The sequence below is a fragment of the Gordonia sp. NPDC057258 genome (assembly GCF_042668985.1).
In the GTDB taxonomy this organism is placed as follows: Bacteria; Actinomycetota; Actinomycetes; order Mycobacteriales; family Mycobacteriaceae; genus Gordonia; species Gordonia hongkongensis.
On sequence record NZ_JBHUXZ010000020.1, the window covers coordinates 1 to 22,477 of the forward strand.

A 22,477-nucleotide genomic window follows, 5' to 3' on the forward strand; every position below is an offset into this window, starting at 1 on the left:
TCCCCGGTGCCGAAGGCGCCGTGGTCGACGAACGAACACATCGGGGAATGCCCGAACACCCGCTTATACGTTTTCTGGGCCTGTTCTTTGGCCGATCCGGCGGTCACGGTCGTGGCATCGAGATCAACGATCACCAGCCCGCCATCGATGCTGCCCGCGGTGCCCTCCAACGGGCGGGCAATGCCCCACACCCGTTCCCGCGCCGCGGCGCGAGCCGCGCTGATCGCGGTACTGACCGCCTCGACATCGGTAGCCAGCCTGCTGATCACCCGCGAGATCGTCGGATCAGAGGCCACCTGCCCGTACAACTGTGGCTGAGCCCGGACTGTGGCCACATCGGCCACACAGTCACCACCGGTCGCCAAGGTGAGCGCCAGATCCAGCACGATCTTGGCCGGATCATGGACCGTCGCCGCGGTCCGCCACGGCGCCATCGCCGCGGTCAGCTCGGCTCCCAGGCCCGAGACCTGCACGGTTTTCGTCAGCAACACCCCGCCCGAGGTTGTCAGCACCGACTCAGTGCGCGTGGGGTCCACCGTCAACTCGGGATACACGTTATTCTTCACCTGCGAGGTGCCTTTCTTCTTGTGACTATTTGTTTGTGGTGAATCAATAATCACAAGGCAGACAGGCACTTTCGCGTATCACACGCCGAACACCAGCAAACTCCGTGAAATATCCAGGCTCAGGGGGCGGTGGGGGCCGCGCCCTCCGCAAGCTCCAGACGCTCCTCAGCTCAGGGGTCGGTGGGGCGCCCTTCACTCACGCCAGTCAGGGTACAAAGGGGCGCACTTCGCTCACGCCAGTGCGGCGTCGATCACTCTGTCGGCGCGCGGAATTGAGCACGCTTCCAGTCGCCGTTGATCTCATCGCGTTCGCGGACGGCGTCCCGGAACCCGACGGTCGCGGCCCGCTGCTGGAAGGCGTAGCCCTCGCGGGTGTGGCGGGAGATGCCGTCGAAGACCGTGCTGATCATCCCCGAATTCGCGACGCCCTGAGCCAGGAGCGCACTGTTGAGCGCCAATTTGGCCATCACGAGCTGATTGATCGGCATGCGGGCGATCCGCTCGAGCAATGCCTCCGTCCGGTCGTCGAGTTCGTCGGCCGGGGGCGCCTCGACGGCCAGCCCCCACTCGTGCGCCTGTTTTCCCGACAGGCAATCGCCGGCGAACAGCAGCCGTTTGGCGCGCTGATCGCCGAGCCGATGGGCCCACATCCCCGCGGCGGGGATGCCCCACACCCGGGTCGGCGGATAGCCGATCTTGGTGTCGTCGGCGCAGATGATCTGGTCGGCGTAGAGGGCGATGTCCGTGCCGCCGGCGACGGCGAACCCGTGCAGCTTGGCGACCGTCGGCTTGTTCGCGTGGAGCAGGCTGGCGAAACCGCGGTTGAACCTGCTCATCATCGCGTAGTCGATCATGGGATCCCAGGTGCGGCCCGGGTCGTGATTGCGTGCCTGCACAACGGGATCGAGGACAGTGCCGGTCCGTGGGTTGACGGCATGGGGATCGACGGCCTCGGACGGGTCGCCGCCGTTCTCGGCGAAGATCGACAGGTCGTATCCGCCGCAGAAACCCTTGCCCCGCCCGGATACGACGATCACGTGGACACCGGGGTCGAGGTCGGCGCGCTCCACCGCGTGCGACAGTTCGACGGGGGTGTCGACGGTGATCGCGTTGCCCTGATCCGGCCGGTTGAAGGTGATACGGGCGATCCGGCCGGTGACCTCGTAGGTGAGCGTGCGGTAGTCGACATCCGGCTCACGTCCGGCGCGGCCGGTGAACAACGAGTCCGGACCGCCGCGCAGGTCGTCGCGCCACGCGGCCGGCGGCGAGCCGGACGACCTCATCCACGGACGTTGTCCTGCACGGTCTTCGGCGTCACCCGTTCGATGATCGACGCCGTGTCGATCCCCGACGGCAGCGTGCCGAACACGTCCCCCCGGTCGTTGCCGAGCCGACTCGCGGCGAACGCATCGGCGACCGCCGGATGGCCGTACCGCACCAGCAGGGAGGCCTGGAGGAGCTGGGCCATGCGGCCGACGACCCGCCGGGCCCGGTACTGCATCGCGTCCAGGTCGCCCAGCTCCCGTCGGAGTTCGTCGGCCGCGGCGTCGAGGTGCCGGTCCGCCCCTGCCGCACTGTCGATCTCGTCGAGGAACACGGTCACCGTGTCGGGCTGTTTGGCCATCGCCCGCAACACATCGAGCGCAGCCACATTCCCCGACCCCTCCCAGATCGACATGAGCGGCGACTCCCGGAAGAGCCTCGGCATCCGTGACTCCTCCACATATCCGTTGCCGCCCAGGCACTCCAGCGATTCGGCGGCATGGATCGGGGCGCGTTTGCACACGTAGTACTTGCTGACCGCGAGCGAGATCCGCCGCAGCGCATCCGCCCGAGTGTCGCCTGCGGTCGCCTTGTCGGTCAGTTCCGCGAGCCACAGTGCCGTCATCGTGGCTCCTTCCGACTCGACCGCGAGATCGGCGAGCACGTTGCGCATCAGCGGTTGGTCGACGAGCGCGGCGCCGAAGGCCCGGCGGTGGGTGGCGTGATGGGCGGCCTGGGCGACGCCGACCCGCATGCCGGTCGCCGAGCCGAGGGTGCAGTCCAGGCGGGTCATGTTCACCATCTCGATGATCGTCGCCACCCCGCGGCCCTCGTCACCGACGAGCCACCCGACCGTGTCGTCGTACTCGACTTCGCTGCTCGCGTTGGAGTGGTTGCCCAGCTTGGCCTTCAGCCGCTGCAGCATAAAGGTATTGCGGGATCCGTCGGGCAGCACCCGCGGCACGAAGAAGCACGACAGACCTCCCGGCGCCTGCGCCAGCACCAGGAACACATCGCACATGGGTGCGGAGGTGAACCATTTGTGGCCGGTGATGCGGTACGTCCCGTCCGGTTGGACGACGGCTGTCGTGGTGTTCGCGCGAACGTCGGAGCCGCCCTGCTTCTCGGTCATCGACATTCCGGCGGTCAGCCCCGCTTTCGACAGCGGCGCCCGGAGACCGGGATCGTAGGTCGTCGAGACGAGCAGCGGCTCGTACAGCCCGGCGAGTTCGGGGTTGGCCCGCAGTGCCGGCACCACCCCGTAGGTCATCGACAACGGGCAGCCGTGCCCGGCGTCCACCGAACCCCACACGCTCGACTTCACCGCACGCTCGAAGTGCGCCGTCGGGCTCGGGTCCGACCATGCGGTACCACCGAGACCGAAACCGATACCCGTCCGCATGAGGTGGTGATAGGCGGGGTCGTAGGTGACCTCGTCCACCCGGTTGCCGTAGCGGTCGTGGGTCCGCAGTTCCGGCGGGTGGGACTCGGCGAGGTCGCCCCATCCGAGCGCTTCCGCACCACCGGCGAGACGGCCGATACGGTGCAGGTCGTCGAGCATGTGGTCGGCGCCCGCGCGGTGAACCGCCTCGGAGATGGCCGGATTGTCTGCGGCGTCGAAGTCGACGAGTTCGGGGACCTGATTGGTGACGACGTGGGTGGACATGGCGGAACCCGCTTCCTGGTGGAGGTCGTGATCCACGGTATTACATAATTCTGCTGTGCGCCAGAGTTTTGTAATATCCGTCGTGGCCGTCGAGCCGATCCCGCCCGATAGCATCGACGCCGTGCCCGGACGCGTGGACATTCCCAAGCTCACGGCGCGATCGGTCATCCTCAGCGCCCTCCTCGGCCTCGACTCCCCCGAGGCGTCGATCAACGGGCTCCTGGCCACGGCCACCGAGCTCGGGCTCCGCGAATCGACCGTGCGGGTGGCGCTGACGCGTCTGGTCGCGGCGGGAGACCTGGAACGCATCGACGGCAGATGCCGACTCTCGCCCCGCCTGGTCGAACGACAGCAGCGCCAGGATCGGGCGCTCCATCCGGCACGACGGGACTGGGACGGCAGCTGGGATCTCGCGATCGTGACGATCGGTTCGGAGAGCTCGACCGAACGGGCGCTGCTGCGCGACACGCTGCGGAAGGCCCGGCTCGGCGAGATCCGGGAGGGCGTCTGGGCCCGCCCGGCCAACCTCGACATCGAGCTCCCACCCGAACTGCGCCGTCGTCTGAGCCTCTTCCGCGCGGCTCCCGAGGAGGCGTCGACCGAACTGGCCGCACGACTGTTCACCCCGTCGACCTGGGCGGGGGCCGCAGACGAATTGCTCGACGCACTCGCCGCCGCGGCGACGGTCGCCGATCGATTCGAGGTCGCCGCTGCCATCGTGCGGCACATCCTCCGCGACCCGCTCCTGCCCGCGGAACTCCTCCCCGACGCCTGGCCCGGGGATCGGCTCCGCGAGGGTTACGAGGGCTTTCGCAGCGAGCTCACCGGACTCACCGCCCGGCACCTGTCACCCGACGGGGAGTGAGGAACCGGTCTCCGAACCCGACCGGCGCGGTCATGCGCTGCATCGGCCCGGTCCGGCCATCGGCGCACGAGGGTGTGCCCCGTCCGATCCGTTAGGCATGATGGATCCCGATGAACGCGCCCGACCCCGACCACAGCCACCCCGCCGACGCCGACGCACCGGCCAGCGGACCCCGCCGACCAGGCGCTTTCGCCCGCAACCCGGTCTTCGTGGTCCTGGGCGCGATCGTCGTCGGCGCACTCGTGGCCGGCGGGATCGCCTTCGCTGCGGGGGTCTTCGACGACAGCGGCAGCGTCGGCGGCAGCAACATCGGCGAGGGTGAGCGGTTGGTCGAGAACGCCTTCACCAAGTCGGTCGCGGGCGACTGTCTGGATTGGCCGGCCGGCAACCCCGGCCAGCCGGTCGATGTGCCGTGCGAGCAGAAACACCGCTTCGAGGTCGCGGGAGCCATCGACACCGCATTGATCCCCGGCGCGGAGTTCGGCGAAGACGCTCTCTGGCCCGGCGCCGAGCGGTTCGCGACGATCCGCGACGAACAGTGTCCGGTGATGGTGGACCAGTATCTCGCCGGGCGCCTCGACCCGCAGGGCCGCTTCGCCGTCGGGATGATGTACCCCTCCCAGGTGCAGTGGGACAAGGGCGCGCGTCAGCTGCGATGCGGGGTCCAGGAGAACGGCGCCGACGGCGCCCCGGTCCAGTTCTCCGGCCGGGTCGCCGACCAGAACCAGTCGTACGTCTGGCCCGAGGGCACCTGCGTCGGGATCGATCCCGAAACCCGCACCCCGACCGGTTTCGCGGTGAGTTGTGCTGAGCCGCATGCCTTCCAGACGACCGGGATCGTCGATCTGTCGGTCCGCTTCGGCGACCGGATGTCGAACAGGCCGTGGCCGCCGACCGGTGCGCAGAACAGCTACCTCGGCTCGATCTGCCCGGTGCAGGCCGAACGGTTCGTGGGCGGGCGCAAGCAGCTCGACGCGACCACGCTCAACGTCCAGTGGTCGGTGCTCAGCGAGCCGAGTTGGCTCGCCGGAAGCCGCAAGGTGGTGTGCTACCTCGGGCTACCCGACAAGCGCGGCGGCTTCGCGACCCTGGTGGGCGACGCCAAGGGCGGCGCGCTGCTGATCAACGGGCGCGCGCCGGTCGCACCCCCGGAGGCGCCCCCGGGCCGGGCCCTGCCGACGCCGGTGCCGCTCCCGCCGGGCATCGCGCCCAACCCCGCCGAAGCACCGGCCCCGGCGGGCTGACCCGATGGCCGTGTACATGTCCGACGACGAGTTCGACGGGCTGGTGTCCGACGCGCTGGACACCATCCCCGGCGAACTGACCGACGCGATGAACAACGTCGTGATCCTCGTCGAACCGCACAACCCGGAAGAACCCGGCATCCTCGGGCTGTATCACGGTGTGGCACTCACGATGCGGACCACCGACTACGGCGGATTCCTGCCCGACACCATCACCATCTACCGCGACCCCATCCTCGCGATGTGCCACTCGCGGGAGGAGGTCGTCCACGAGGTGGCGGTCACCGTCGTCCACGAGATCGCACACCACTTCGGCATCGACGACGAGTGGCTGCACGCCAACGGCTGGGGCTAGTGGTGTGGCCGGCGCCCCGATGCCGCCGACTCGATGTTTGACCTGCGGCGGAACGCGGTACGAGGGGTAGCAGATCGAGCAGCCCTCTATCTCAGGAGTACGTCCATGTCCTCAGACGCCATCGTCATCCTCCGGGACGACCACAAGCAGATCCGCAAACTGTTCCGTGACTTCAGGTCGCAGGGCGACAACGCCGTGAAAACCAAGGGCAAGATTGTCGACAAGATCATCGAGGCCCTCACCGTGCACACCTACATCGAGAACGAGGTGATGTACCCCGAGATCCGCAAGCGGGTCCCCGATCTCGAGGACGACATCCTCGAGTCCTACGAGGAGCACCACGTCGCCGACGTGCTCGTCGTCGAGTTGGCCGCTCTCTCACCGGACAACGAGCGGTTCGACGCCAAGACCACCGTCCTGATCGAGAACGTGGAGCACCACATCGAGGAGGAAGAGGACGAGTGGTTCCCGAAGGTCCGAGAGGCGCTGAGCCGCAAGGAACTCCGGGAGATCGGTGAGGAGATGCTGCGTCGCCGGGAGAAGGCTCCCCGACGCCCGTCGCAACCCTCGGCGCTGAAGAAGACGGTCGACGCCATCATCAAGTAACCCTTCGTGACGCTCGCAAGCTCGCTCCTCAGGGAACGGGGTGACGCTCGCAAGCTCGCTCCTCAGGGAACGGGGTGACGCTCGCAAGCTCGCTCCTCAGGGAACGGAGGGACGCCGTCAGCCCATCGGTTCGTCGACGAGCGGCTCGTCGGCGATCTCGAACGGGGCCGTCGTGGCGCCCCATCGCGTGCACACCCAGATGCCGTCGGAGTACTCGAGTTCGATGGAACCGGTGTTGCCGAGGTGGGTCGCCGCGGCGAACCGGGAGTCGATCCCGGCGAGCCGGGCGGCGATCAGGCGGATGGCCGCACCGTGACTCACCAGGAACACATCGCGCTGGTCCGGTCCGGTGAGGTACATGTCGGCGAGGTCCTCGACCGTCGGCAGGTACCGGTCGTAGACCATCGCGAGGGATTCGCCACCGGGGATGCGTGCGTCGAGGTCGCCGGCGTGCCAGCGGTGCATGATGTCCTGGAAGACCTCATGCGATTCGCGGTCGGAGCGGTCCTCGAGCTCGCCGGCCTGGACCTCGTGCACGCCGTCGATCGCCGCGGTCTCCACATCCCACACCGACCCGATCAGCTCGGCGGTCTGCCGGGCGCGGAGCGCGCGTGAACTGAGCAGCACCGCGTGCTGTTCCGGCACGTTCTCGAGACCGAACCGAACACCCTGTCGCGCACCGAAATCGGTGAGTGCGGCACCGGGCAGAGCGGTGTCGAGGCGACGCATGACGTTCGAGGTGGTCTCACCGTGACGGACCAGATGCAGCCGCGCCATCACTTCCCTCCCCGACGCATCGAGTCGACCCATGCAAGCGACTCGGTGTGGTCCGGCGGCGCGGAGCCGGTGGTGCGCACCGCGGGCCACGAGCCGAGGAACACCACCCGCTCGCATCGGCGGTGAAGGGCGGCAAGGGCTTCGGCGACGGCCGCATCGTCGATGTGTCCGACCGCGTCCAGGAAGAACCGGTACCGGCCGGTGATGCTGCGGCCCTGGGCCTCGTCACGCTGTGGGCGCGACTCGATCCGTGTGAGGTCGATTCCACGCGAAGCGAATTCGTTCATCGCCGCCATCAGGCTGCCCGGTTCGTTCGACAGCTCGAGGATGACCGAGGTCCTGTCGGCGCCGGTGCGGGGCAGCGGAACCCCGGGCCGGCCGAGCAGGAGGAACCGCGTGGTCGCCTCCCGCGCGTCGGCGACGCCGTCGGCGAGCACCACGAGTCCGGACAGGCGCGCCGCGAGCCCCGTGGTGACCGCGGCGTCCGCTTTCCCGGCTGCGACGTCCTGCGCGGCAGCGGCATTGGAGCTCGCGATCACGAACTCGGCGTTGCGGAAGAGCTCGCCGATCGACTGACGCACCTGCGCGGAGGCAACCGGGTAGGCGGCGATCGTGCGGACATCGGCCGCGGCCATCGGCGCGGTTGCGGCGATCGCGAACGAGATGTCGAGCACCGTCTCGGCGAAGGCCTGCACCCGACCGTCGGCGCCGTCGGCCATGGGCGGTACCAGCGCGTCCATCGTCGCCGGCACCGAACCCTCCAGCGAACTCTCGATCGGCACACAGCCGTAGTCGGCATCTCCGGTGCGGATCATGGCGATGGTGGCGGCCGGGCTCGACGCGGCGACCCGGTCGACCCCGCCCGACAGGTCGAGGCCGGCCGCGGACTGCTGTTCGGCGAGGACCGCGTCGAGCGCCATCTCGGTGAAGGTTCCGGGCGGGCCGAAGTAGGCGATCACAGGCACCACACGAGCCTAGTGGAACAGGCCTGCCGAGACCCTTTCGCGCATGTGTCCCAGGCTCTACGCAGGGGTGTCGAAACCATTGACGCGTACGCTCCCGGTATTTAGGTTAGGGTTACCTTTCATACGACCCGCGCCCCGCGACGCCGACCGGAGAGACTGTCATGACGAGAACGACGACCGACCGCCCCACGGATGCCGAGATGATCCAGACGGCTTGTCGTCGCGGCGGTTCCGCCATCCTGGCCGTCGAGGGTGCGGACGCCACCCCGATCGACGTCGTGCACCTCTTCGAGTCCCAGGCCTTCGTCCTCGTCCCCACCGACGGCGACGCGATGCGGACCGTCGACGGCGCCGAGGGCGTGCCCGCCATGCTCGAGGTCACCGACTGGGCACCCATCGACTTGCGTGAACGCGTGCGTTCGGTGATCTGGCTGAACGGCACGTTGCACGAGGTCCCGCGCAACCTGGAACGCGACCTGGCCATCGAGATCGCGGGCGAACACCCCGACGACGGTCTCCTCGACATCGGACACGGCGCGTCGATGATGCGCCTGCAGGTCGACACCGCGGTCATCGCGTCCTCGGACGGCGCGGCGTCGGTGTCGGCCACCGAGCTCGCCGACGCCGACCCCGACCCCTTCTGGGAGCACGAGGGCAGCTGGCTCGAACATCTCGACAGCGACCACGCCGACATCGTCGGACAACTGGTCCGCAAGCTTCCCGTCGAGCTGCGCACCGGACGGGTGCGGCCGCTCGGCCTCGATCGCTTCGGCATCCGGTTCCGCATCGAGGGACTCGACAGCGACTCCGACGTCCGCCTCCCGTTCGCGCGGCCGGTCTCCGACGTGTTCGAACTGTCCCGCGCGCTGCGGAATCTCGCGGGCTGCCCGTTCCTGAACTCGATGCCCGACTGACCCGGCTTCCGTAGCAACGCCGCCCGCGGATCACGCATCCGCACCACGGATCGCGGGGTCCTAGGCTGACCGGCATGGCCTTGCGCGAGTACCTCACACCGTCGCCCCACGGCATCCCGGTCGTCACCGACCGGACCGAACGACGCGGCATCATCGTCGAACTGGTCATCGTCGGTGTCCTCACATTCGCGTTCTCGGCGCTGTCCGCGGCACTCGCACTGCTCGAGGCGCAGCTCGCCGGCGGTATCGGCGAGACCACGGTCGCACTCAATCCCAGCCGCTCCGACCTCGGTCTCATCGACGCCGTCCGGCAGATCATGGGCGGCCTCCGACTGTTCGCCATCGCCGCCTTGGGGATATATCTGCTGTGGCGCAGCGGGATCGGACTGTCGCGCGTCGGCCTGGGTCGGTGGACCCCGCGCCGCGACATCCCCTCGGGACTGGTTCTCGCCGCCGTCATCGGTCTGCCCGGCCTGGGACTCGTCGCCGTGGCCCGGGCCCTGGGCCTCAATGCGAGCCTGGTGCCCAGCCAGGCCGACACCTGGTGGGAGTGGCCGGTTCTGGTGCTCATCGCGATCGGCAACGCCGCCGCCGAGGAGATCGTGGTGGTCGCGTACTTCATCACCCGGTTGCGACAACTCGGCGTGTCCGACAACGCGTCGCTCGCCGCCAGCGCGATCCTCCGCGGCGGCTATCACCTGTACCAGGGCTTCGGCGGCGGACTCGGGAATCTGGTCATGGGCGTGGTCTACGGGCGCTTCTTCCAGGTCACCGGCCGCATCTGGCCCCCCGTGATCGCCCACGCGGTCATCGATGTGGTCGCCTTCATCGGCTACGGACTGCTCCGCGACCATCTGTCCTGGGTCGGCTGAGAACCGAGACATCGTCGACCGTGCGGCCTTGCCCGTCGACTGTGCACTCCGACCGTGCGCCCCTACCGGCCACCATTGAACGGGGTGAGATGATTCGCTAGATTCGTCTCATGACCGTCGATGCGCCGTCCGACCCGACCGCCGAGCCGGCGAGCCTCCCTTTCCCGCGACGCCATCGAGCCGCCGAGTCCCGCGGCCGGCGCATCGGCAGACTGCTCAAGGTCTACAACCACCTCCGTGAACCCGGCGACGCCGAGCTCGCGGAGCTCGGGCGTCGGCTGCGCACACGGGACGAACCCGCCGCGGCGCTGGTTCGGGCCATGCGCCTCCCGCGGGACGCCGACGGCCGGGTCACGATGCGCCAGTTCGAGCGGGCCCTCGCCGGCGACATGCCCTCCGATGCGCCCGACGCCCTGCGCGACTTCTTCGCACTCGTCGAGAAGACACCGGACTGGGTCGATCCCGCTCTCTGCGACCGCGGCGCCGCCGTCTATCGGCGGTTCGGCCAGAACGCCAACGACGTCCTGCTCCAGCTCTCCCTGATCGGCGGCTACCGCTTCGGCGGTCCCGCCGACCTGCTGGTCGCGACCGGCGGCCTCACCGGGAACACGGTCATCCGACGACTCGGCGAGACGCAGACCTGGGCCATCGCGGTCGGCGAACCGGGCGGGATGGCACGCGACGGCGACGGCTGGCGACTCACCGTCCATGTGCGCCTCATGCACGCCCTGGTCAACGAGCGGTACGAGCACAACGGCCGCTGGGACATCGACCAGTGGGGTCTGCCGATCAACCAGTCCGACCTCGCCGCGACGCTGAACCTCTTCAGCGGCGCACTGATGATGGGGGTCCGCGCCCTCGGCGTCCCGGTGAGTCGTGACGACTCCCGCGCCCTCATGCACCTCTGGAAGTACGTCGGTTGGCTGATCGGCGTCGACGACGACTGGCTCTTCGACTCCGAACGCGACCAGCATCAGCTGAGTTATGCGGTCTTACTGGCGCAGCACGACGTGACCGACGCCGGCGCGGCCCTCACGACAGCGATCGTCGACGCCCAGAGCCGCTTGCACTACCGGTTGTTCCCCCGCCTCGCCGCGCGCTACACCCGCGCCCGCCTGCTGAGCATGCTGCAGGGCTTTCTCGGCGTGCGCGGCATGCGCGACCTCGGTCTCCGCCCCGCGGTGCCGTGGGCGTTCGGTCTCGCGTGGGTCCGCAACACTGTTGTCTACCAGGTCATCGCACGAACACCGGCCGGTCCGCGCTATCTGGAATGGACCGGCACCCGTTCCCGACGCCGCGCACTCTTCCGCCACTTCGGCCCGGACGCCCCCGAGATCGGATCGCTCGCGGAGCGTTGAGAAGCCGTATGACGCCGCGTCCGGATTCCGGGCTCGAGATCCCACGTTTTCCCAGGCCTCAGCCTGCACCCCTGTCCTAGCGGCGTTCGCCCCACCCGGACGCGAAGTGCCCCAACGGAAATTCACTGTCGCGCCACGGGTCCGGCGCCTACGGTTGACCGATGTCGACGACCGGGATGATCCGCGAATGGCACCACGACGAGGGCTGGGGTGTCATCGAGTCACCAGCGTTGTCCGGCACCGTCCACGTGTCCACCTTCGTCGTCCGTGTTCGGGCCGTTCAGAATCTCGACGAGCTGTCCCTGCCGGGCTTGCGTCCGGGGACCGTCGTCGACTTCGACCATGCGATAGCTGTGCCAGCGGAAAGCGGATGCCGATATGTGGCGCTCTCGGTCTGGCCGACCGAGGTGGCCCGGCCGGATCCGAAGCACAATGGCGTGTTCCGAACTGCACTGTGGCACAGCGTCGGTGACGCCGGACCGGACGGATTCACGACTATCGAGGAGACCGCCCTCACCGACACACCTACGTCACCGCCGGCTGCCCTCGGCCCGAACACCACCGGGACCGTTCGGTCGTGGAACGGCGAAGAGGGCTGGGGCGTACTCGCTTCCGACGCCACCCCGGGCGGGGCGTGGGCGTTCTACAGCGAGATCGTCGGTACCGGTTTCCGGGACCTGGTGCCGGGGCAGATCGTCGAATTCCAGTACGAGCGAGCGAGTCAGGACGGATACGACTACCGCGCGAACAACATCCGCGTCAGGTGAGGCGCCCGGGGCTGTGGTCGTCGTCGATGTCGTCGTCGTTGACCCGGCGCCCACCCGACCCGGTCACACGTGCGAGGAGATAGAGCACGAGTCCGACGACGATCAGGATGCCCGCGCGCAACCAGGTCGATGCGCTCTGCTGCGTCATCAGGACGATGCAGGAGATCACCGCGAGCACGGGCAGGATCGTCGGCGCCCGGAAGTGGTCGGTGTCCGTGCGGTCGCGGCGCAGGACGAGGACGGCGACGTTGGTGCTGACGAACACGAACAGCAGCAGGAGCACCACCGTCTCGGCGAGTGCCGCGACGGTCCCGGTTGCCGAGAGGATCATCGCGACGGCGGTGGTGGCGACAATCGCCGTCCACGGCGTCCGACGACCGGGCAGCACCTTCGCCAGCGCACCCGGCAGCAACCCGTCGCGGGCCATGCCGAAGGTCAGGCGCGACGCCATGATCATCGTGAGCAGCGCGCCGTTCGCGACGGCGATGAGCGCGATCAGGGAGAACAGCTGGTCAGGGATCCCGACATCGGCGATCGAGACGACCTCGAGCAACGGGCCCGACGACTCCACCAGGCGCTCCGGTGGCGCGACGACCGACACGGCGAGACCGACGAGGACGTAGACGACGCCGGCGGCGATCAGCGCACCGAACAGCGCCTTCGGATAGACCCGCCGCACGTCACGGACTTCTTCGGCCATGTTCGCGGAGGTCTCGAACCCGACGAACGAGTAGTAGGCGAGCAACGCCGCGCCCAGCACGGCGAGAGCCGGGGTCGTCTCGTCGGTGAACTCCAGCACCCGCTGCGGCTCACCGTCACCGCGACCCAGCACGATCCCGGCCAACACGACGACGAGCACGAGTCCGGAGACCTCCACCACGGTCATCACCACGTTGGCCCGCAGGGACTCGGTGATCCCGCGGGCGTTCAGCGCCGCGACGGCGAGCAGGAACACCAGCGCCGCCGCGGTGGTGGGCACGTCCAGAAAGACCTGCAGGTAGTCGCCAGCGAAGGCGAGCGCCAACCCGGCGGCGCTCGTCACACCGGCCGCCAGCATGCAGAACCCCACCAGGAACGAGATGAGCGGATGACGGTACGCGTGCCGCGCGAACACCGCCGCGCCGCCGGCCCGCGGGTACTTGGTGACGAGCTCCGCATACGACGCCGCGGTCAGCATCGCCAGCGCGAGGGCGAGCGCCAACGGCACCCAGATCGCTCCCCCGACCTCACCGGCGACCTCCCCGACGAGCGCATAGATGCCCGCACCGAGGACATCGCCCAGGATGAACAGGAACAGGAGTTTGCCGGTGATGGCGCGACGCAGCGGGGTGTGTCCGCCGTCGGCCCGGGCGTCATCGTTCCCGGCTTCCTGCGCCGTGGCGTCGGCGATGTGTTTGTCGGTCATGGCGTGTCCTGTACCCCGTTCGGTCCGGAACGAGACCTCATGGGGGCGGTTCGACGCCACGTCGGCAACCAATCGACCGACATCCGTCGCCACCGCCCATGCGTACATTGGTTGGGATGAACGAGCAGGACCCGCCGATCCTCCGGCGAGGTCGCCCTGGACCGCCGATGCCGCCCGGGCGGCCAGCGGGCCCGTCTCCGCGCCCGGGGCCACCACCCGGACAAGGCCACCGCCCGCCTCCCGGTGCCGTCGGCCCGTCCGCTCATCCGCAGGCCATGCCGCGGATCCCCGCCCGCGGTCCCGACCCGCGTCGGGCTCCGGGCCCCGGCCCCATCGGTCGGCCCCCGCATCCGTCCCCGGCCGATCGGCCGTCACCGGCGGCGCGGCCCGCTCCCGGCGGGTATGCGCCCACCCAGAAGCCGGAGCCGATCCCCGACGATCGGTCTCTTGGGCCTCGTCCGCCGCGTGGCGACCGCGACCGCGACCGGGCCGTCGGACGTCCGCCCGCGCCGCCGCGTCCGCCCGGTCCTCGCCGGCCCCGGCGCACGGGGCGCCGCGCGGTCCGGGTGGGCAAGATCCTCATGATCCTGCTGCTCGTCGTCGTCCTCGGGTCCGTCGGACTGCTGTTCTACTACGACTCCAGACTCGACCGCATCGACGCGCTGCGGGCCTATGCCGGACGCCCGTCGGACACCCCCGGTACCAACTGGCTCATCGTCGGCACCGACTCGCGCTCCGATCTCACCGAGGAACAACGCCGGGCACTCGCCACCGGTGACGCCGACGGATCCCGCACCGACACGATCATGCTCGTCCACAACCCGCCCGGTGGCGGCAAGGCGATCGTGGTGAGCATCCCGCGCGACCTGTACGTGGAGGTCCCAGGCCAGGGCAGTCTGAAGATCAACTCCTCGTTCAGCATCGGCGGTCCGGCGCTGCTCGTGCAGACCGTGGAGAACCTCACCGGAATCCACATCGACCATTTCGCCGAGATCGGTTTCGGCGGATTCGACACCCTCGTCGACTCGGTCGGCGGCGTCGACATGTGTATCGACCAACCGCTCAACGACCCCAAAGCCGGTCTGCGCCTGGCGGAGGGCTGTCACCGCCTCGACGGCCGGCAGGCTCTCGGGCTGGTCCGGACGCGCGCATTCCCGCGCGCCGACCTCGAACGAGTGGTCAATCAGCGGAAGTTCCTCGCCGCACTGGTGTCTCGGGCGACCAGTCCGTCGGTCCTGCTCAACCCGTTCCGCGTCTTCGGGTTCGTCGGCGGTGCCATCGACGCACTCACCGTCGATGAGCGAGATCACATCTGGAATCTCGCATCCCTCATGTTCGCGCTACGCGACCCCATCACGACGACGACGCCGGCCGGCGAGAGCACATTCACCGACGAAGGACTGGCGCTGCCCGTCAACGAGCAGACCGAGGAGTTCTTCGGCTATCTCCGCGCAGGTCAGCCCGTCCCCGACGAGCTTCTCGTCGACGCCGGCGGGCAGTCGTGACAGGGTCGCCGAACGCAGGCCAGACTTGCCTTACTTAGCCTGAACTTGCTGGTGAGAGCCATTTTTCGGCTCTACGATGGGTCGCATGTCCGAACACACCAAATTCCATCAACTGCTGCACGAGCAGATCAGCAACGAGTTCTACGCCTCGCAGCAGTACATCGCGGTCGCCACCTATTTCGACAACCACGACATGCCCCAGCTGGCAAAGCTCTTCTACCGCCAGGCCGTCGAAGAGCGCAATCACGCGATGATGATCGTGCAGTACTTCCTCGACCGCGACATGGAGGTCGAGATCCCCGGCATCCCGGCACCGAACAACCGGTTCGAGGACTACCGTGCGCCCATCGATCTCGCTCTCGCACAGGAGAAGACGGTGACCCAGCAGGTCGTCGACCTGGCGAAGTCGGCCCGCGACACCGGCGACTACCTCGGCGAGCAGTTCGTGCAGTGGTTCCTCAAGGAACAGGTCGAGGAGGTCGCGACCATGACGACCCTGCAGACCATCGCCGAACGCTGCAACGGGAACCTCTTCGACCTGGAGAACTTCGTCGAACGAGAGTTCAACGGCGAGAAGACATCCGACGCCACCGCACCGGTCGCGGCCGGCGGGAACATCTGACGGAGTTCCATCCGCCCCAATCCGAAAGAGCCGCGAAACCCCCGCTCCAGATCCGAGAGAACGACATAACCCTCGCTCCCTGAGGTGCGAGGAGCGCAAGCGACGAGCCACGAAGGGCTGGCGACGGACGTCACCACGCCCTTCGTGGCTCGCTTCGCTCGCACCTCAGGGAGCTGAAGAAGGTTCGCTTCGCTCGCACCTCAGGGAGCAGAAGAAGGCTCTCAGGGAGCAGAAACAGCGCGGTTACGGACCACGCCGGTCAGCGCAGCGTGACCTGGCGACCGCGAATGCCGTTGCGGGAGCTGCGCTGTTCGATCGTCAGCGGCGAGGTGTCGGCGAGTGCTTCGCCGAGGCGGCGATCGAGCTCGTTGAGACCGGCGTACCACTCTTCGTGGTGCATCTCGTTGTCGAGGTCGAAGACCGGCACGAGCAATCCGTGGGTGCGGAACGATCCGGCGAACCGCGAACCCTCGCCCATGGTCAGATGACCGGCGGCGTGGAGCCGGGCCATCGCCGACATCAGGTCGTCCTCCGGCTCAGGTCGGATCCAGCGCAGGTGCGCACGTTCGCCCGCATCGACCCACCAGGGCGCACCGGCGCCGCTGTCGACCTCGAGCCGCGCGGTCGGCAGCACCGAGTCGTTGGCGCGCTCGAACATGGCCGTGATCTCCGCCGGGACCTCGGTGCCCTCCACGAACCACCAGCCGAAGTCCTGGTGCACCGTGATGTCCAGAGTCGCGTCGGTCTTCACGACCTCGTCGAGACTGGGGGCCTCGTCGGCAGCTTCGAGGTCGAACTCACTGCCGGCGTCGGCGTGAGCGGCCCACGCGATGGCCGCGGCGAGTTCGACGGTCAGCGCCGAGCGATCGGGGTCGGTCTGCAGACCCACGAAACCCTCTGTCGCACCGTCGAGGTCGCGCGCGAGAGCAGGCACCGCGCCCGGCAGGATCGTCACGATCGAGACGTCGTTGCGGGAACCGGCCGGCTCGGTGAGCTCCAACCGCGCAGTCGCCGAGGCGACGAAGGTCCGCAGCGCGACGAAATCGCATTCGGACGCGAACCCGGCGAAGGGCCGGGGCGGCGGCGCCAGAGCTGCGGCCTGGCGTGCCTTACGTGCTGCGACGCGCTCGGCGCGATTGCTTCCCGGACGTGGTCCACTACCCCGTTTGCTCTTCTTGCCCATCGGTCCACTCTCTCACGTCGGCCCGCGGCGCCCGACAGGTCGTGCGGGCGGCAGCTCAGTCGACGGTGACCAGCCAGTCGCGCACCTTCGCCGGGTGGTTGGTGGCCAGCCATCGCACACCGAGATCGGCACACAGCTGGACGTCGACCTGCTCGTCGACGGTCCAGCAGTAGGTGACCCGACCGGCTGCGGCGGCGCGATCGACCAGGTCCGGGTACTGCCGCAGGGTCATCACCGACGGCCCGATGCCGGTCGCCCCGACGGCGGTCGCGGCGCCCCCACCCAGGACCCGGGCGGTGTCACCGAGCAGGATCGTCGGCAGCATCGGGGCGTGGCGTCGGATCCGCCAGACCCCGGCCGACGAGAACGAGATGACCACGGCGCGGCTGTGATCGGCCGACGGCGGCGTCGCTACCCCGAACTCGTGCAGCATCTCGAGGAGCTTCTGCTCGACGAGACTGCCGAACCGCACCGGATGCTTGGTCTCGATGAACAGGCGGACGGGTCGGCGCCAGTCCAGGGTCAGCGTGAGCAGCTCCCGCAGCGTCAGGATCGACGCGGGTCCACCAGCCGCATGCCAGCTCCCGAAGTCGAGCTCGCGCAGTTCGGCGAGCGTCATCTCGCTGACGATCCCCGAGCCGTCGGACGTCCGGTCGACGGTCCGGTCGTGCACGCACACGAGTTCGTGGTCGGCGGTCAACCGGACATCGCACTCGAGGCCGTCCGCACCCTGTGCGAGAGCCAGCTCGTAGGCGGCCAGGGTGTGTTCCGGACAGTCGCCCGACGCCCCGCGGTGCGCCACCACTGCCGGCTTGCCCGATCGGGAGACCTTTTCGGCCGCGCCCACGTTCACCCCTGAGTTCATCCGACCGCCACCCACCGTCTCGTCGGGACCGGGGCCGCCGCGGCGGCGGCGAACAGTGTCCGCACCCGGCGTGCCATCCAGAAGGCGAAGGCAGCCGAGACCGCTGCGCTGACGATGACCATCACCATCGCGTTCGCCCCGGTCTGCAGCGAGTCCGAGCGCCACGCGACGAGCCGGGCGATGATCGCCGCCCCGGCCGCCGCATTCACCACCACCCAGGCGACCCACAACTTGCGGAGTCGTCGGCCGACGAGGTCGGCATCGAGCGCGGGGTCCTGGCCGACCCGATGCACAGCGACCTCCTGCACCACCAGCGGCGCACCGATGAGGTTGACCAGCGGCAGGCCGGCGAGCGCGGCGACCCAACCGGGCCGGCGCGGGTCGACGAGACCGGCCGCGGCGTAGGTGTCCGCGCGCAACTCCAGGACCCAGCGCATGAAAGCCAGCGTCGCCAGGACGAATCCGAGGAATGCGACCACACCGACGAAGACGGTCAGCCAGTCGGACGCGACGATGAGGAATTCGGGCAGCGGACGGTCGCGGTTGACGACCAGCAGGAGGTAGCGCACGAGATGGACCAGTGCGGACGCGGCCAGCGCAGAGCCCGCCACGTTCAGGGCGAACTGCAGTCGGACACGCGAACTCTCGAGTTTCTGGTGCGCGGTGTCGACCTCCGCCGGTTCGTCATGCAGACCCCAGGTGGGTATGTAGACGTACCGGGGAATCAGTCGGGGGCCACGTCGGCCCGAGGGGCCGCGGCGAGCGGGAATCGCCTCGGGTGGGCGGCGGGCCACCCACCGGACGTTGCGACTGCGGTAGAGACGTCCGGCGGACACCGGGGCCGGGCCGGGACGAGACGGGACGTGCGGCGGGCGCACCGCGCCGGGCGCCGGCGATCGTGCCGGCGTCTGCCGGGCGGCCAGCGCCCGCGCGGCATCCTCGACGACGCTCAGCGGTCCGCCGCATCGGGGGCAGTGTTCACGGCCGGGACGGTGCGGTGCCTGGATTTGACACCGCGGGCACAGGTCGATCATCGGCCGGCGTCGCCCTCGGGTCGTGGATCACCGATCTCGACGGGCTTGCCGTGTTCCTGCCAGGCGAGCATGCCGCCGCGGACGCAGATCCCGTCGTAACCGACCTGCGCGAGGTACTGCAGCACGCGCATCGATCGGCCGCTGGAATGGCAGACCACGTACAGATCGTGATCGGGGTCGAGTTCGGCAAGGCGGCCGGGCACCTCGGCCAGCGGGATGTGCACGGCGCCCCGGATGTGACCGGACGCCCATTCGTCGTCCTCACGGACGTCGAGCATCACCGCGTCGGTCTGCCCGGTGAAGTCATCCGGAAGGTCGGTCACCGGCACCTGAGTGATGTCGCCCATGCTCACGTTTTCCATGGTGGCACAGAGACGGGCCGGGCGCGGCGGCAGCTCGACCGGACCACTGCCCGCGCGCCCCGCTGTCATCACCGAGACGGGTGTGGAGCAACGCGCTATGTAGACCTACATAAATTTATCCACATGTACGTCCTGGACATTTGTCCCTCGTTCGCGCACTGACCGTCTACTTGGGGATGAGACTGTGGAATTGTGGAAAAACGCTGGCCACCGGCCCGCGGCTTGTGACCGCGATCACTCGTTTAGCCGAATGTGCGCGTAGGAAATTCACGAAAGTGCACACGCCGGAACGTCGTGAACTCTTCCTTCGATGAACAGCACCTGTGGATAACGTGGGGACAATTCACAAGCAAAACCATGTGAACGGGCTGTGATCGGGCCTTTCAGTCCCGGTGGAGCAGCGACAGCCGCAACGACGGGGCGCGGTCGAATGCAGCCAGAATGCCGGTCGTCACGCTCTCCGCAAATCCGGCAACCGATGTCTGGCTTCCCACGAGTCTCATGAGCAGCGGCTTCGGCGTCTCCACGACGGTGATCTCGGCGTCGGGGTACCGCTCGGCGACGACCGAGCGCATCACGCCGATCCCGTCGACGACCCCGAGTTCCGCGGCGCGGTGACCGATCCACACGTCGCCGTTGAAGAGTTCCGCGTCGGAAGCGGTCAGCTTTTTACCGCGGCGCTGCCTGACCCACGCGATGAACGCCTCGTGCAGCTGTGCCTGCAATTCCTTCAGCCATTCGACGTCCTCGGGCTGTTCGGGCGAGAAGGTGTCGAGTCGCGCCTTGTTCTCGCCGGTCGTGTACAGCCTGCGCTGCACACCGAAGCGGTCGAGCACCGCCGAGAAACCGAAGCCCGACGACACGACCCCGATCGAGCCGACGATGGAGGTGTGGGCGGCGAAGATCTCGTCGGCCGCGCAGGCGATCCAGTAGCCGCCGGAGGCCGCGACGTCCTCACAGAACGCGAGGACCGGCACGCCCTTCTCCGCCGACAGCTGGCGGATGCGTTCGGCGATGTACTCCGACTGTGCCGGCGAGCCACCGGGCGAGTTGATGACGACCACGACGGCCCGCAATCGCTCCGTGGCGAATGCCTTCTTCAGAACCGGCTCGACGGACTCGGTGTTGACGCCGTGCTTGCCCATCCCCGCGATCCCGATCGGGCCGTCGAGACGGACGACCGCGACCTGCTCGGTCCGCGCCTTCGAGAATTTCTTCCCCACCGCCCCCAGCGGTCCTGCAGTCATCTGTCCGAGTGTAACGACGGCGACCCGCCTGCTGTTTTCCCACGCGCCGCGACAGTCCGCGACGTGGGACGCACCGTAGAATCTGCCGGGTGCAGGTGCGGTGGCTCAGCGCATTCCTCGACTTCCCCGCGGAGGTGTTCGGCAGCGAGGTGACCTTCTGGCGCGCGATCTCGGGCAGCACGGTCTCCCCGCCGCGGGGTGAGCACCGCGAGTTCGCCTCGCTGGAGCCCTTCTACGGCGACCCGCATCTGCGAGTCCAGCGGATCGACGACGGACCGGGTGGAGTCCACCTCGACATCCACACCGACGACCCGCACGCCGCCACCGCCGAGGCACAGGCACTCGGTGCGACCCTCGTCGTCGACGCCGGGACTCACCTCACCCTCCGGTCACCCGCCGGTTTCGTGTTCTGCCTCGTGCCGTGGGAGGGCGAATCGAAGCGGTCGCGGCCCATCCGTTGGCCCGGCGACACCATCAGCATCATCGACCAGCTGTGCATCGACATCCCCGCCGGCATGTTCGACGCCGAGGTCGACTTCTGGACCGGGTTCACCGGCTGGCCGACGAAGCCCCGGGGTCGGCCCGAGCTGGTCGCGCTTCGCCGCGACCCCGCGGTGACCCTAGGAATCCTGTTGCAGCGCAAGCAGGATGAGTCAGACAACGATGTGGCGACAGCGCACCTCGACATCGCCACGAATTCCGTCCCCGACGAGGTCGCACGGCACGAGGACTGGGGCGCCCGCGCGATCGAGCACTTCCCGCACTGGACGACGATGGCGGATCCGGTCGGTCGCCGCTACTGCATCACCTCGCGGAACCCGCGCACCGGCGATTGAGTCGCGGGCTCCTTCGATCCGGTCCGCAGACGTAGTGTGTCGTTGCGCTCGGCGCCACGATGTGCGACATCTGCCGGGCCCTGCCGCTCCGAGCTTCAGGTATCGACCAGGAATTCACGGAGCCGATCGACCTCGGCGTCGACCTCGCGCCGTTCGGCGGCGGTCACCGGACGCAGGTACTCGACCGCCGGAACGTCCTTGGCGTCGAGAGACCATGTCCCCGCGAGGAATCCGTCGAGGAACACGAATCCGGGCGACCGGCCATTGGGAGTCACGGTGCGCCGGTACATCTCCGGGTCGGCGACCCGGATTCGGTCGGCCTGGGCGCCGATCACGTGGTCGAAGGGGGCGATCAGCCGGGCCGGCGCCGGCGCATCCGGGTCGGCGAGGGCGAGACCGTCGAGGTCGTAGAGAACCTCGCCGTTCGGGCCGTCGAGCCGGACGAGCTCCCAGTCGGCCTCCAGCTTTTCGACGAGGGGTCGCAACCGGGTGAGCCCGGACCACGTCTGGATGGCCTTCACGGTTGCCGGGCCGAACCCGCGCAGATACATCCGGACGAGATCGGCACGGGCTTCGTCGTCGACGACGGCCGGCACGCCCGGGCCGGCCCACTCGTCGAACAGGCGGTACGTCGGAGCGCCCCGCCCGCGCCACAAACCACGCGGGGGGACCTGGACCAGTGGCAGCCCGCACCGTGCGATGGCGGTCAGGGTCGACGCATCTTCCGCCGGATGGCGGGCAACCAGTTCGCTCCCGAGGTCGGCGACGGCGAGTTCGCGACCCGCCAGAATCTCGGCGGCGGACCGCACGACCTGCGTCGGGTCGGCGTTCACCAGTCGCTGGGCGTGGATGTCGGTGAGTCCACGCCGCAGCGTGGGCTCGGCGAGTGGACGAATCCAGCGTGCGTCCTCGGCGTCGATCAGGAAGATCGTCGCGCGCAGCAGCGTCATGCGCACGACCTCGCGGTCGGTGAGCAGATCGTCCAGCTCGAGGGGATCGAAATCCGCGATCCGCGACCACAATCCGAAGAACGCCGCCCGCGGGTCCTGGGACTGCAGTCCGACGCAGCGGTCCAGAACCTCGATGGCGTCCTCCGCGACGCGGGTGAGCAGGTGCTGACGCTGCAGCAGGGTGCGATTCCACTGCCGCAGCGAGATCCGTTCGGTCACCGCGTGTCTCGTCGGGTCTGCGACCTGTGGG

At 68.7% G+C, this 22,477-nt stretch carries 23 protein-coding genes; 11 read left to right on the top strand and 12 right to left on the bottom strand.

Annotation, left to right across the window (positions count from 1 at the left end):
- The 3 genes from ACFUEJ_RS15050 to ACFUEJ_RS15060 form a co-directional block, all read right to left on the bottom strand.
- Positions 1-635, bottom strand: a 635-nt coding sequence (locus ACFUEJ_RS15050; protein WP_388030278.1) for a transposase, incomplete at its 3' end; no start/stop codon positions are given.
- A gap of 182 nt (positions 636-817) precedes the next feature.
- A complete protein-coding gene (locus ACFUEJ_RS15055) occupies positions 818-1,849 on the bottom strand; it encodes a crotonase/enoyl-CoA hydratase family protein (RefSeq protein ID WP_338856510.1) in 1,032 nt (343 codons plus the stop codon).
- The gene (locus ACFUEJ_RS15060; protein ID WP_338856509.1) at positions 1,846-3,495 is read right to left on the bottom strand and encodes an acyl-CoA dehydrogenase family protein; all 1,650 of its coding nucleotides are present in this window, start codon (positions 3,493-3,495) and stop codon (positions 1,846-1,848) included. Before ACFUEJ_RS15060 ends, ACFUEJ_RS15055 begins: the two co-directional genes overlap by 4 nt.
- 121 nt (positions 3,496-3,616) lie before the next feature.
- Between ACFUEJ_RS15060 and ACFUEJ_RS15065 the strand changes: the two genes are divergently transcribed.
- From ACFUEJ_RS15065 to ACFUEJ_RS15080, 4 genes are all read left to right on the top strand, one after another.
- Positions 3,617-4,360, top strand: a complete 744-nt coding sequence (locus ACFUEJ_RS15065) for a PaaX family transcriptional regulator C-terminal domain-containing protein (RefSeq protein WP_259936823.1) — start codon at positions 3,617-3,619, stop codon at positions 4,358-4,360.
- Between the two features lie 110 nt (positions 4,361-4,470).
- Complete coding sequence (locus ACFUEJ_RS15070; RefSeq protein ID WP_259936822.1) at positions 4,471-5,604, top strand: septum formation family protein; 1,134 nt, start codon at positions 4,471-4,473, stop codon at positions 5,602-5,604.
- A gap of 4 nt (positions 5,605-5,608) precedes the next feature.
- The gene (locus tag ACFUEJ_RS15075) at positions 5,609-5,959 is read left to right on the top strand and encodes a metallopeptidase family protein (RefSeq protein ID WP_058250909.1); all 351 of its coding nucleotides are present in this window, start codon (positions 5,609-5,611) and stop codon (positions 5,957-5,959) included.
- Between the two features lie 105 nt (positions 5,960-6,064).
- A complete protein-coding gene (locus tag ACFUEJ_RS15080; RefSeq protein ID WP_338856507.1) occupies positions 6,065-6,565 on the top strand; it encodes a hemerythrin domain-containing protein in 501 nt (166 codons plus the stop codon).
- A 117-nt stretch (positions 6,566-6,682) separates the two neighbouring features.
- On the opposite strand, the gene ACFUEJ_RS15085 is transcribed toward ACFUEJ_RS15080, so the two are convergent.
- Together ACFUEJ_RS15085 and pheA are read right to left on the bottom strand one after the other, a co-directional pair.
- Positions 6,683-7,342 (bottom strand): histidine phosphatase family protein, encoded by a 660-nt coding sequence (locus ACFUEJ_RS15085; protein WP_058253726.1) that lies wholly within the window; start codon positions 7,340-7,342, stop codon positions 6,683-6,685.
- Positions 7,342-8,310, bottom strand: coding sequence for a prephenate dehydratase (pheA, locus tag ACFUEJ_RS15090; protein WP_388030285.1), 969 nt, complete (start codon positions 8,308-8,310; stop codon positions 7,342-7,344). The genes ACFUEJ_RS15085 and pheA overlap by 1 nt, the downstream gene beginning before the upstream one ends.
- Positions 8,311-8,468: 158 nt before the next feature.
- Between pheA and ACFUEJ_RS15095 the strand changes: the two genes are divergently transcribed.
- The 4 genes from ACFUEJ_RS15095 (at position 8,469) to ACFUEJ_RS15110 (ending at position 12,218) form a co-directional block, all read left to right on the top strand.
- A complete protein-coding gene (locus ACFUEJ_RS15095) occupies positions 8,469-9,221 on the top strand; it encodes a DUF2470 domain-containing protein (RefSeq protein ID WP_247450898.1) in 753 nt (250 codons plus the stop codon).
- A 74-nt stretch (positions 9,222-9,295) separates the two neighbouring features.
- Positions 9,296-10,093 (top strand): CPBP family intramembrane glutamic endopeptidase, encoded by a 798-nt coding sequence (locus ACFUEJ_RS15100; RefSeq protein WP_247450897.1) that lies wholly within the window; start codon positions 9,296-9,298, stop codon positions 10,091-10,093.
- A 110-nt stretch (positions 10,094-10,203) separates the two neighbouring features.
- Positions 10,204-11,451 (top strand): oxygenase MpaB family protein, encoded by a 1,248-nt coding sequence (locus ACFUEJ_RS15105; protein WP_247450895.1) that lies wholly within the window; start codon positions 10,204-10,206, stop codon positions 11,449-11,451.
- Positions 11,452-11,612: 161 nt separating this feature from the next.
- The gene (locus ACFUEJ_RS15110) at positions 11,613-12,218 is read left to right on the top strand and encodes a cold-shock protein (RefSeq protein WP_247450894.1); all 606 of its coding nucleotides are present in this window, start codon (positions 11,613-11,615) and stop codon (positions 12,216-12,218) included.
- On the opposite strand, the gene ACFUEJ_RS15115 is transcribed toward ACFUEJ_RS15110, so the two are convergent.
- Positions 12,211-13,623, bottom strand: coding sequence for an APC family permease (locus ACFUEJ_RS15115; protein ID WP_388030290.1), 1,413 nt, complete (start codon positions 13,621-13,623; stop codon positions 12,211-12,213). The two genes, ACFUEJ_RS15110 and ACFUEJ_RS15115, sit on opposite strands and share 8 nt — an antisense overlap.
- A gap of 581 nt (positions 13,624-14,204) precedes the next feature.
- On the opposite strand from ACFUEJ_RS15115, the gene ACFUEJ_RS15120 reads away from it, so the two are divergent.
- Together ACFUEJ_RS15120 and ACFUEJ_RS15125 are read left to right on the top strand one after the other, a co-directional pair.
- Positions 14,205-15,128, top strand: a complete 924-nt coding sequence (locus tag ACFUEJ_RS15120) for an LCP family protein (protein WP_388030370.1) — start codon at positions 14,205-14,207, stop codon at positions 15,126-15,128.
- Between the two features lie 85 nt (positions 15,129-15,213).
- On the top strand, positions 15,214-15,750 hold the full coding sequence (locus ACFUEJ_RS15125; RefSeq protein WP_388030293.1) for a ferritin: 537 nt from the start codon (positions 15,214-15,216) through the stop codon (positions 15,748-15,750).
- A gap of 259 nt (positions 15,751-16,009) precedes the next feature.
- On the opposite strand, the gene ACFUEJ_RS15130 is transcribed toward ACFUEJ_RS15125, so the two are convergent.
- The 5 genes from ACFUEJ_RS15130 to ACFUEJ_RS15150 all read right to left on the bottom strand — a co-directional run bounded on the left by ACFUEJ_RS15130 (position 16,010) and on the right by ACFUEJ_RS15150 (position 20,441).
- Positions 16,010-16,933 (bottom strand): DUF5926 family protein, encoded by a 924-nt coding sequence (locus ACFUEJ_RS15130; protein ID WP_388030296.1) that lies wholly within the window; start codon positions 16,931-16,933, stop codon positions 16,010-16,012.
- 55 nt (positions 16,934-16,988) lie between these two features.
- On the bottom strand, positions 16,989-17,798 hold the full coding sequence (locus ACFUEJ_RS15135; protein ID WP_058253733.1) for a glycerophosphodiester phosphodiesterase family protein: 810 nt from the start codon (positions 17,796-17,798) through the stop codon (positions 16,989-16,991).
- Positions 17,795-18,832 carry a DUF4328 domain-containing protein gene (locus tag ACFUEJ_RS15140; RefSeq protein WP_388030300.1) on the bottom strand — a complete coding sequence of 346 codons (1,038 nt, stop codon included), beginning with the start codon at positions 18,830-18,832 and terminating at the stop codon, positions 17,795-17,797. The genes ACFUEJ_RS15135 and ACFUEJ_RS15140 overlap by 4 nt, the downstream gene beginning before the upstream one ends.
- Entirely contained in the window at positions 18,829-19,179 is a 351-nt protein-coding gene (locus ACFUEJ_RS15145; protein ID WP_058253732.1) for a rhodanese-like domain-containing protein, read from the bottom strand. Before ACFUEJ_RS15145 ends, ACFUEJ_RS15140 begins: the two co-directional genes overlap by 4 nt.
- 398 nt (positions 19,180-19,577) lie before the next feature.
- Positions 19,578-20,441, bottom strand: coding sequence for a S49 family peptidase (locus ACFUEJ_RS15150; RefSeq protein WP_078111893.1), 864 nt, complete (start codon positions 20,439-20,441; stop codon positions 19,578-19,580).
- Between the two features lie 89 nt (positions 20,442-20,530).
- Between ACFUEJ_RS15150 and ACFUEJ_RS15155 the strand changes: the two genes are divergently transcribed.
- Positions 20,531-21,277: a VOC family protein gene (locus ACFUEJ_RS15155; RefSeq protein ID WP_078111894.1), complete on the top strand. Its 747-nt coding sequence runs from the start codon at positions 20,531-20,533 to the stop codon at positions 21,275-21,277.
- Positions 21,278-21,372: 95 nt separating this feature from the next.
- Here ACFUEJ_RS15155 and ACFUEJ_RS15160 read toward each other — a convergent pair whose 3' ends face one another.
- A complete protein-coding gene (locus tag ACFUEJ_RS15160) occupies positions 21,373-22,446 on the bottom strand; it encodes a winged helix DNA-binding domain-containing protein (protein WP_388030303.1) in 1,074 nt (357 codons plus the stop codon).
- Positions 22,447-22,477: the final 31 nt, after the last annotated feature.

Bases quoted from the DNA above. Each gene is read 5' to 3' on its own strand.
- ACFUEJ_RS15120 (WP_388030370.1), top strand. From the start codon at position 14,205: ATGATCCTGCTGCTCGTCGTCGTCCTCGGGTCCGTCGGACTGCTGTTC.
- ACFUEJ_RS15125 (WP_388030293.1), top strand. From the start codon at position 15,214: ATGTCCGAACACACCAAATTCCATCAACTGCTGCACGAGCAGATCAGC.
- ACFUEJ_RS15140 (WP_388030300.1), bottom strand. From the start codon at position 18,832: ATGATCGACCTGTGCCCGCGGTGTCAAATCCAGGCACCGCACCGTCCC.
- ACFUEJ_RS15085 (WP_058253726.1), bottom strand. From the start codon at position 7,342: ATGGCGCGGCTGCATCTGGTCCGTCACGGTGAGACCACCTCGAACGTC.
- ACFUEJ_RS15075 (WP_058250909.1), top strand. From the start codon at position 5,609: ATGGCCGTGTACATGTCCGACGACGAGTTCGACGGGCTGGTGTCCGAC.
- ACFUEJ_RS15100 (WP_247450897.1), top strand. From the start codon at position 9,296: ATGGCCTTGCGCGAGTACCTCACACCGTCGCCCCACGGCATCCCGGTC.
- ACFUEJ_RS15145 (WP_058253732.1), bottom strand. From the start codon at position 19,179: ATGGGCGACATCACTCAGGTGCCGGTGACCGACCTTCCGGATGACTTC.
- ACFUEJ_RS15150 (WP_078111893.1), bottom strand. From the start codon at position 20,441: ATGACTGCAGGACCGCTGGGGGCGGTGGGGAAGAAATTCTCGAAGGCG.
- ACFUEJ_RS15130 (WP_388030296.1), bottom strand. From the start codon at position 16,933: ATGGGCAAGAAGAGCAAACGGGGTAGTGGACCACGTCCGGGAAGCAAT.
- ACFUEJ_RS15105 (WP_247450895.1), top strand. From the start codon at position 10,204: ATGACCGTCGATGCGCCGTCCGACCCGACCGCCGAGCCGGCGAGCCTC.
- ACFUEJ_RS15115 (WP_388030290.1), bottom strand. From the start codon at position 13,623: ATGACCGACAAACACATCGCCGACGCCACGGCGCAGGAAGCCGGGAAC.
- ACFUEJ_RS15135 (WP_058253733.1), bottom strand. From the start codon at position 17,798: ATGAACTCAGGGGTGAACGTGGGCGCGGCCGAAAAGGTCTCCCGATCG.
- ACFUEJ_RS15110 (WP_247450894.1), top strand. From the start codon at position 11,613: ATGTCGACGACCGGGATGATCCGCGAATGGCACCACGACGAGGGCTGG.
- ACFUEJ_RS15080 (WP_338856507.1), top strand. From the start codon at position 6,065: ATGTCCTCAGACGCCATCGTCATCCTCCGGGACGACCACAAGCAGATC.
- ACFUEJ_RS15060 (WP_338856509.1), bottom strand. From the start codon at position 3,495: ATGTCCACCCACGTCGTCACCAATCAGGTCCCCGAACTCGTCGACTTC.
- ACFUEJ_RS15070 (WP_259936822.1), top strand. From the start codon at position 4,471: ATGAACGCGCCCGACCCCGACCACAGCCACCCCGCCGACGCCGACGCA.
- ACFUEJ_RS15055 (WP_338856510.1), bottom strand. From the start codon at position 1,849: ATGAGGTCGTCCGGCTCGCCGCCGGCCGCGTGGCGCGACGACCTGCGC.
- ACFUEJ_RS15095 (WP_247450898.1), top strand. From the start codon at position 8,469: ATGACGAGAACGACGACCGACCGCCCCACGGATGCCGAGATGATCCAG.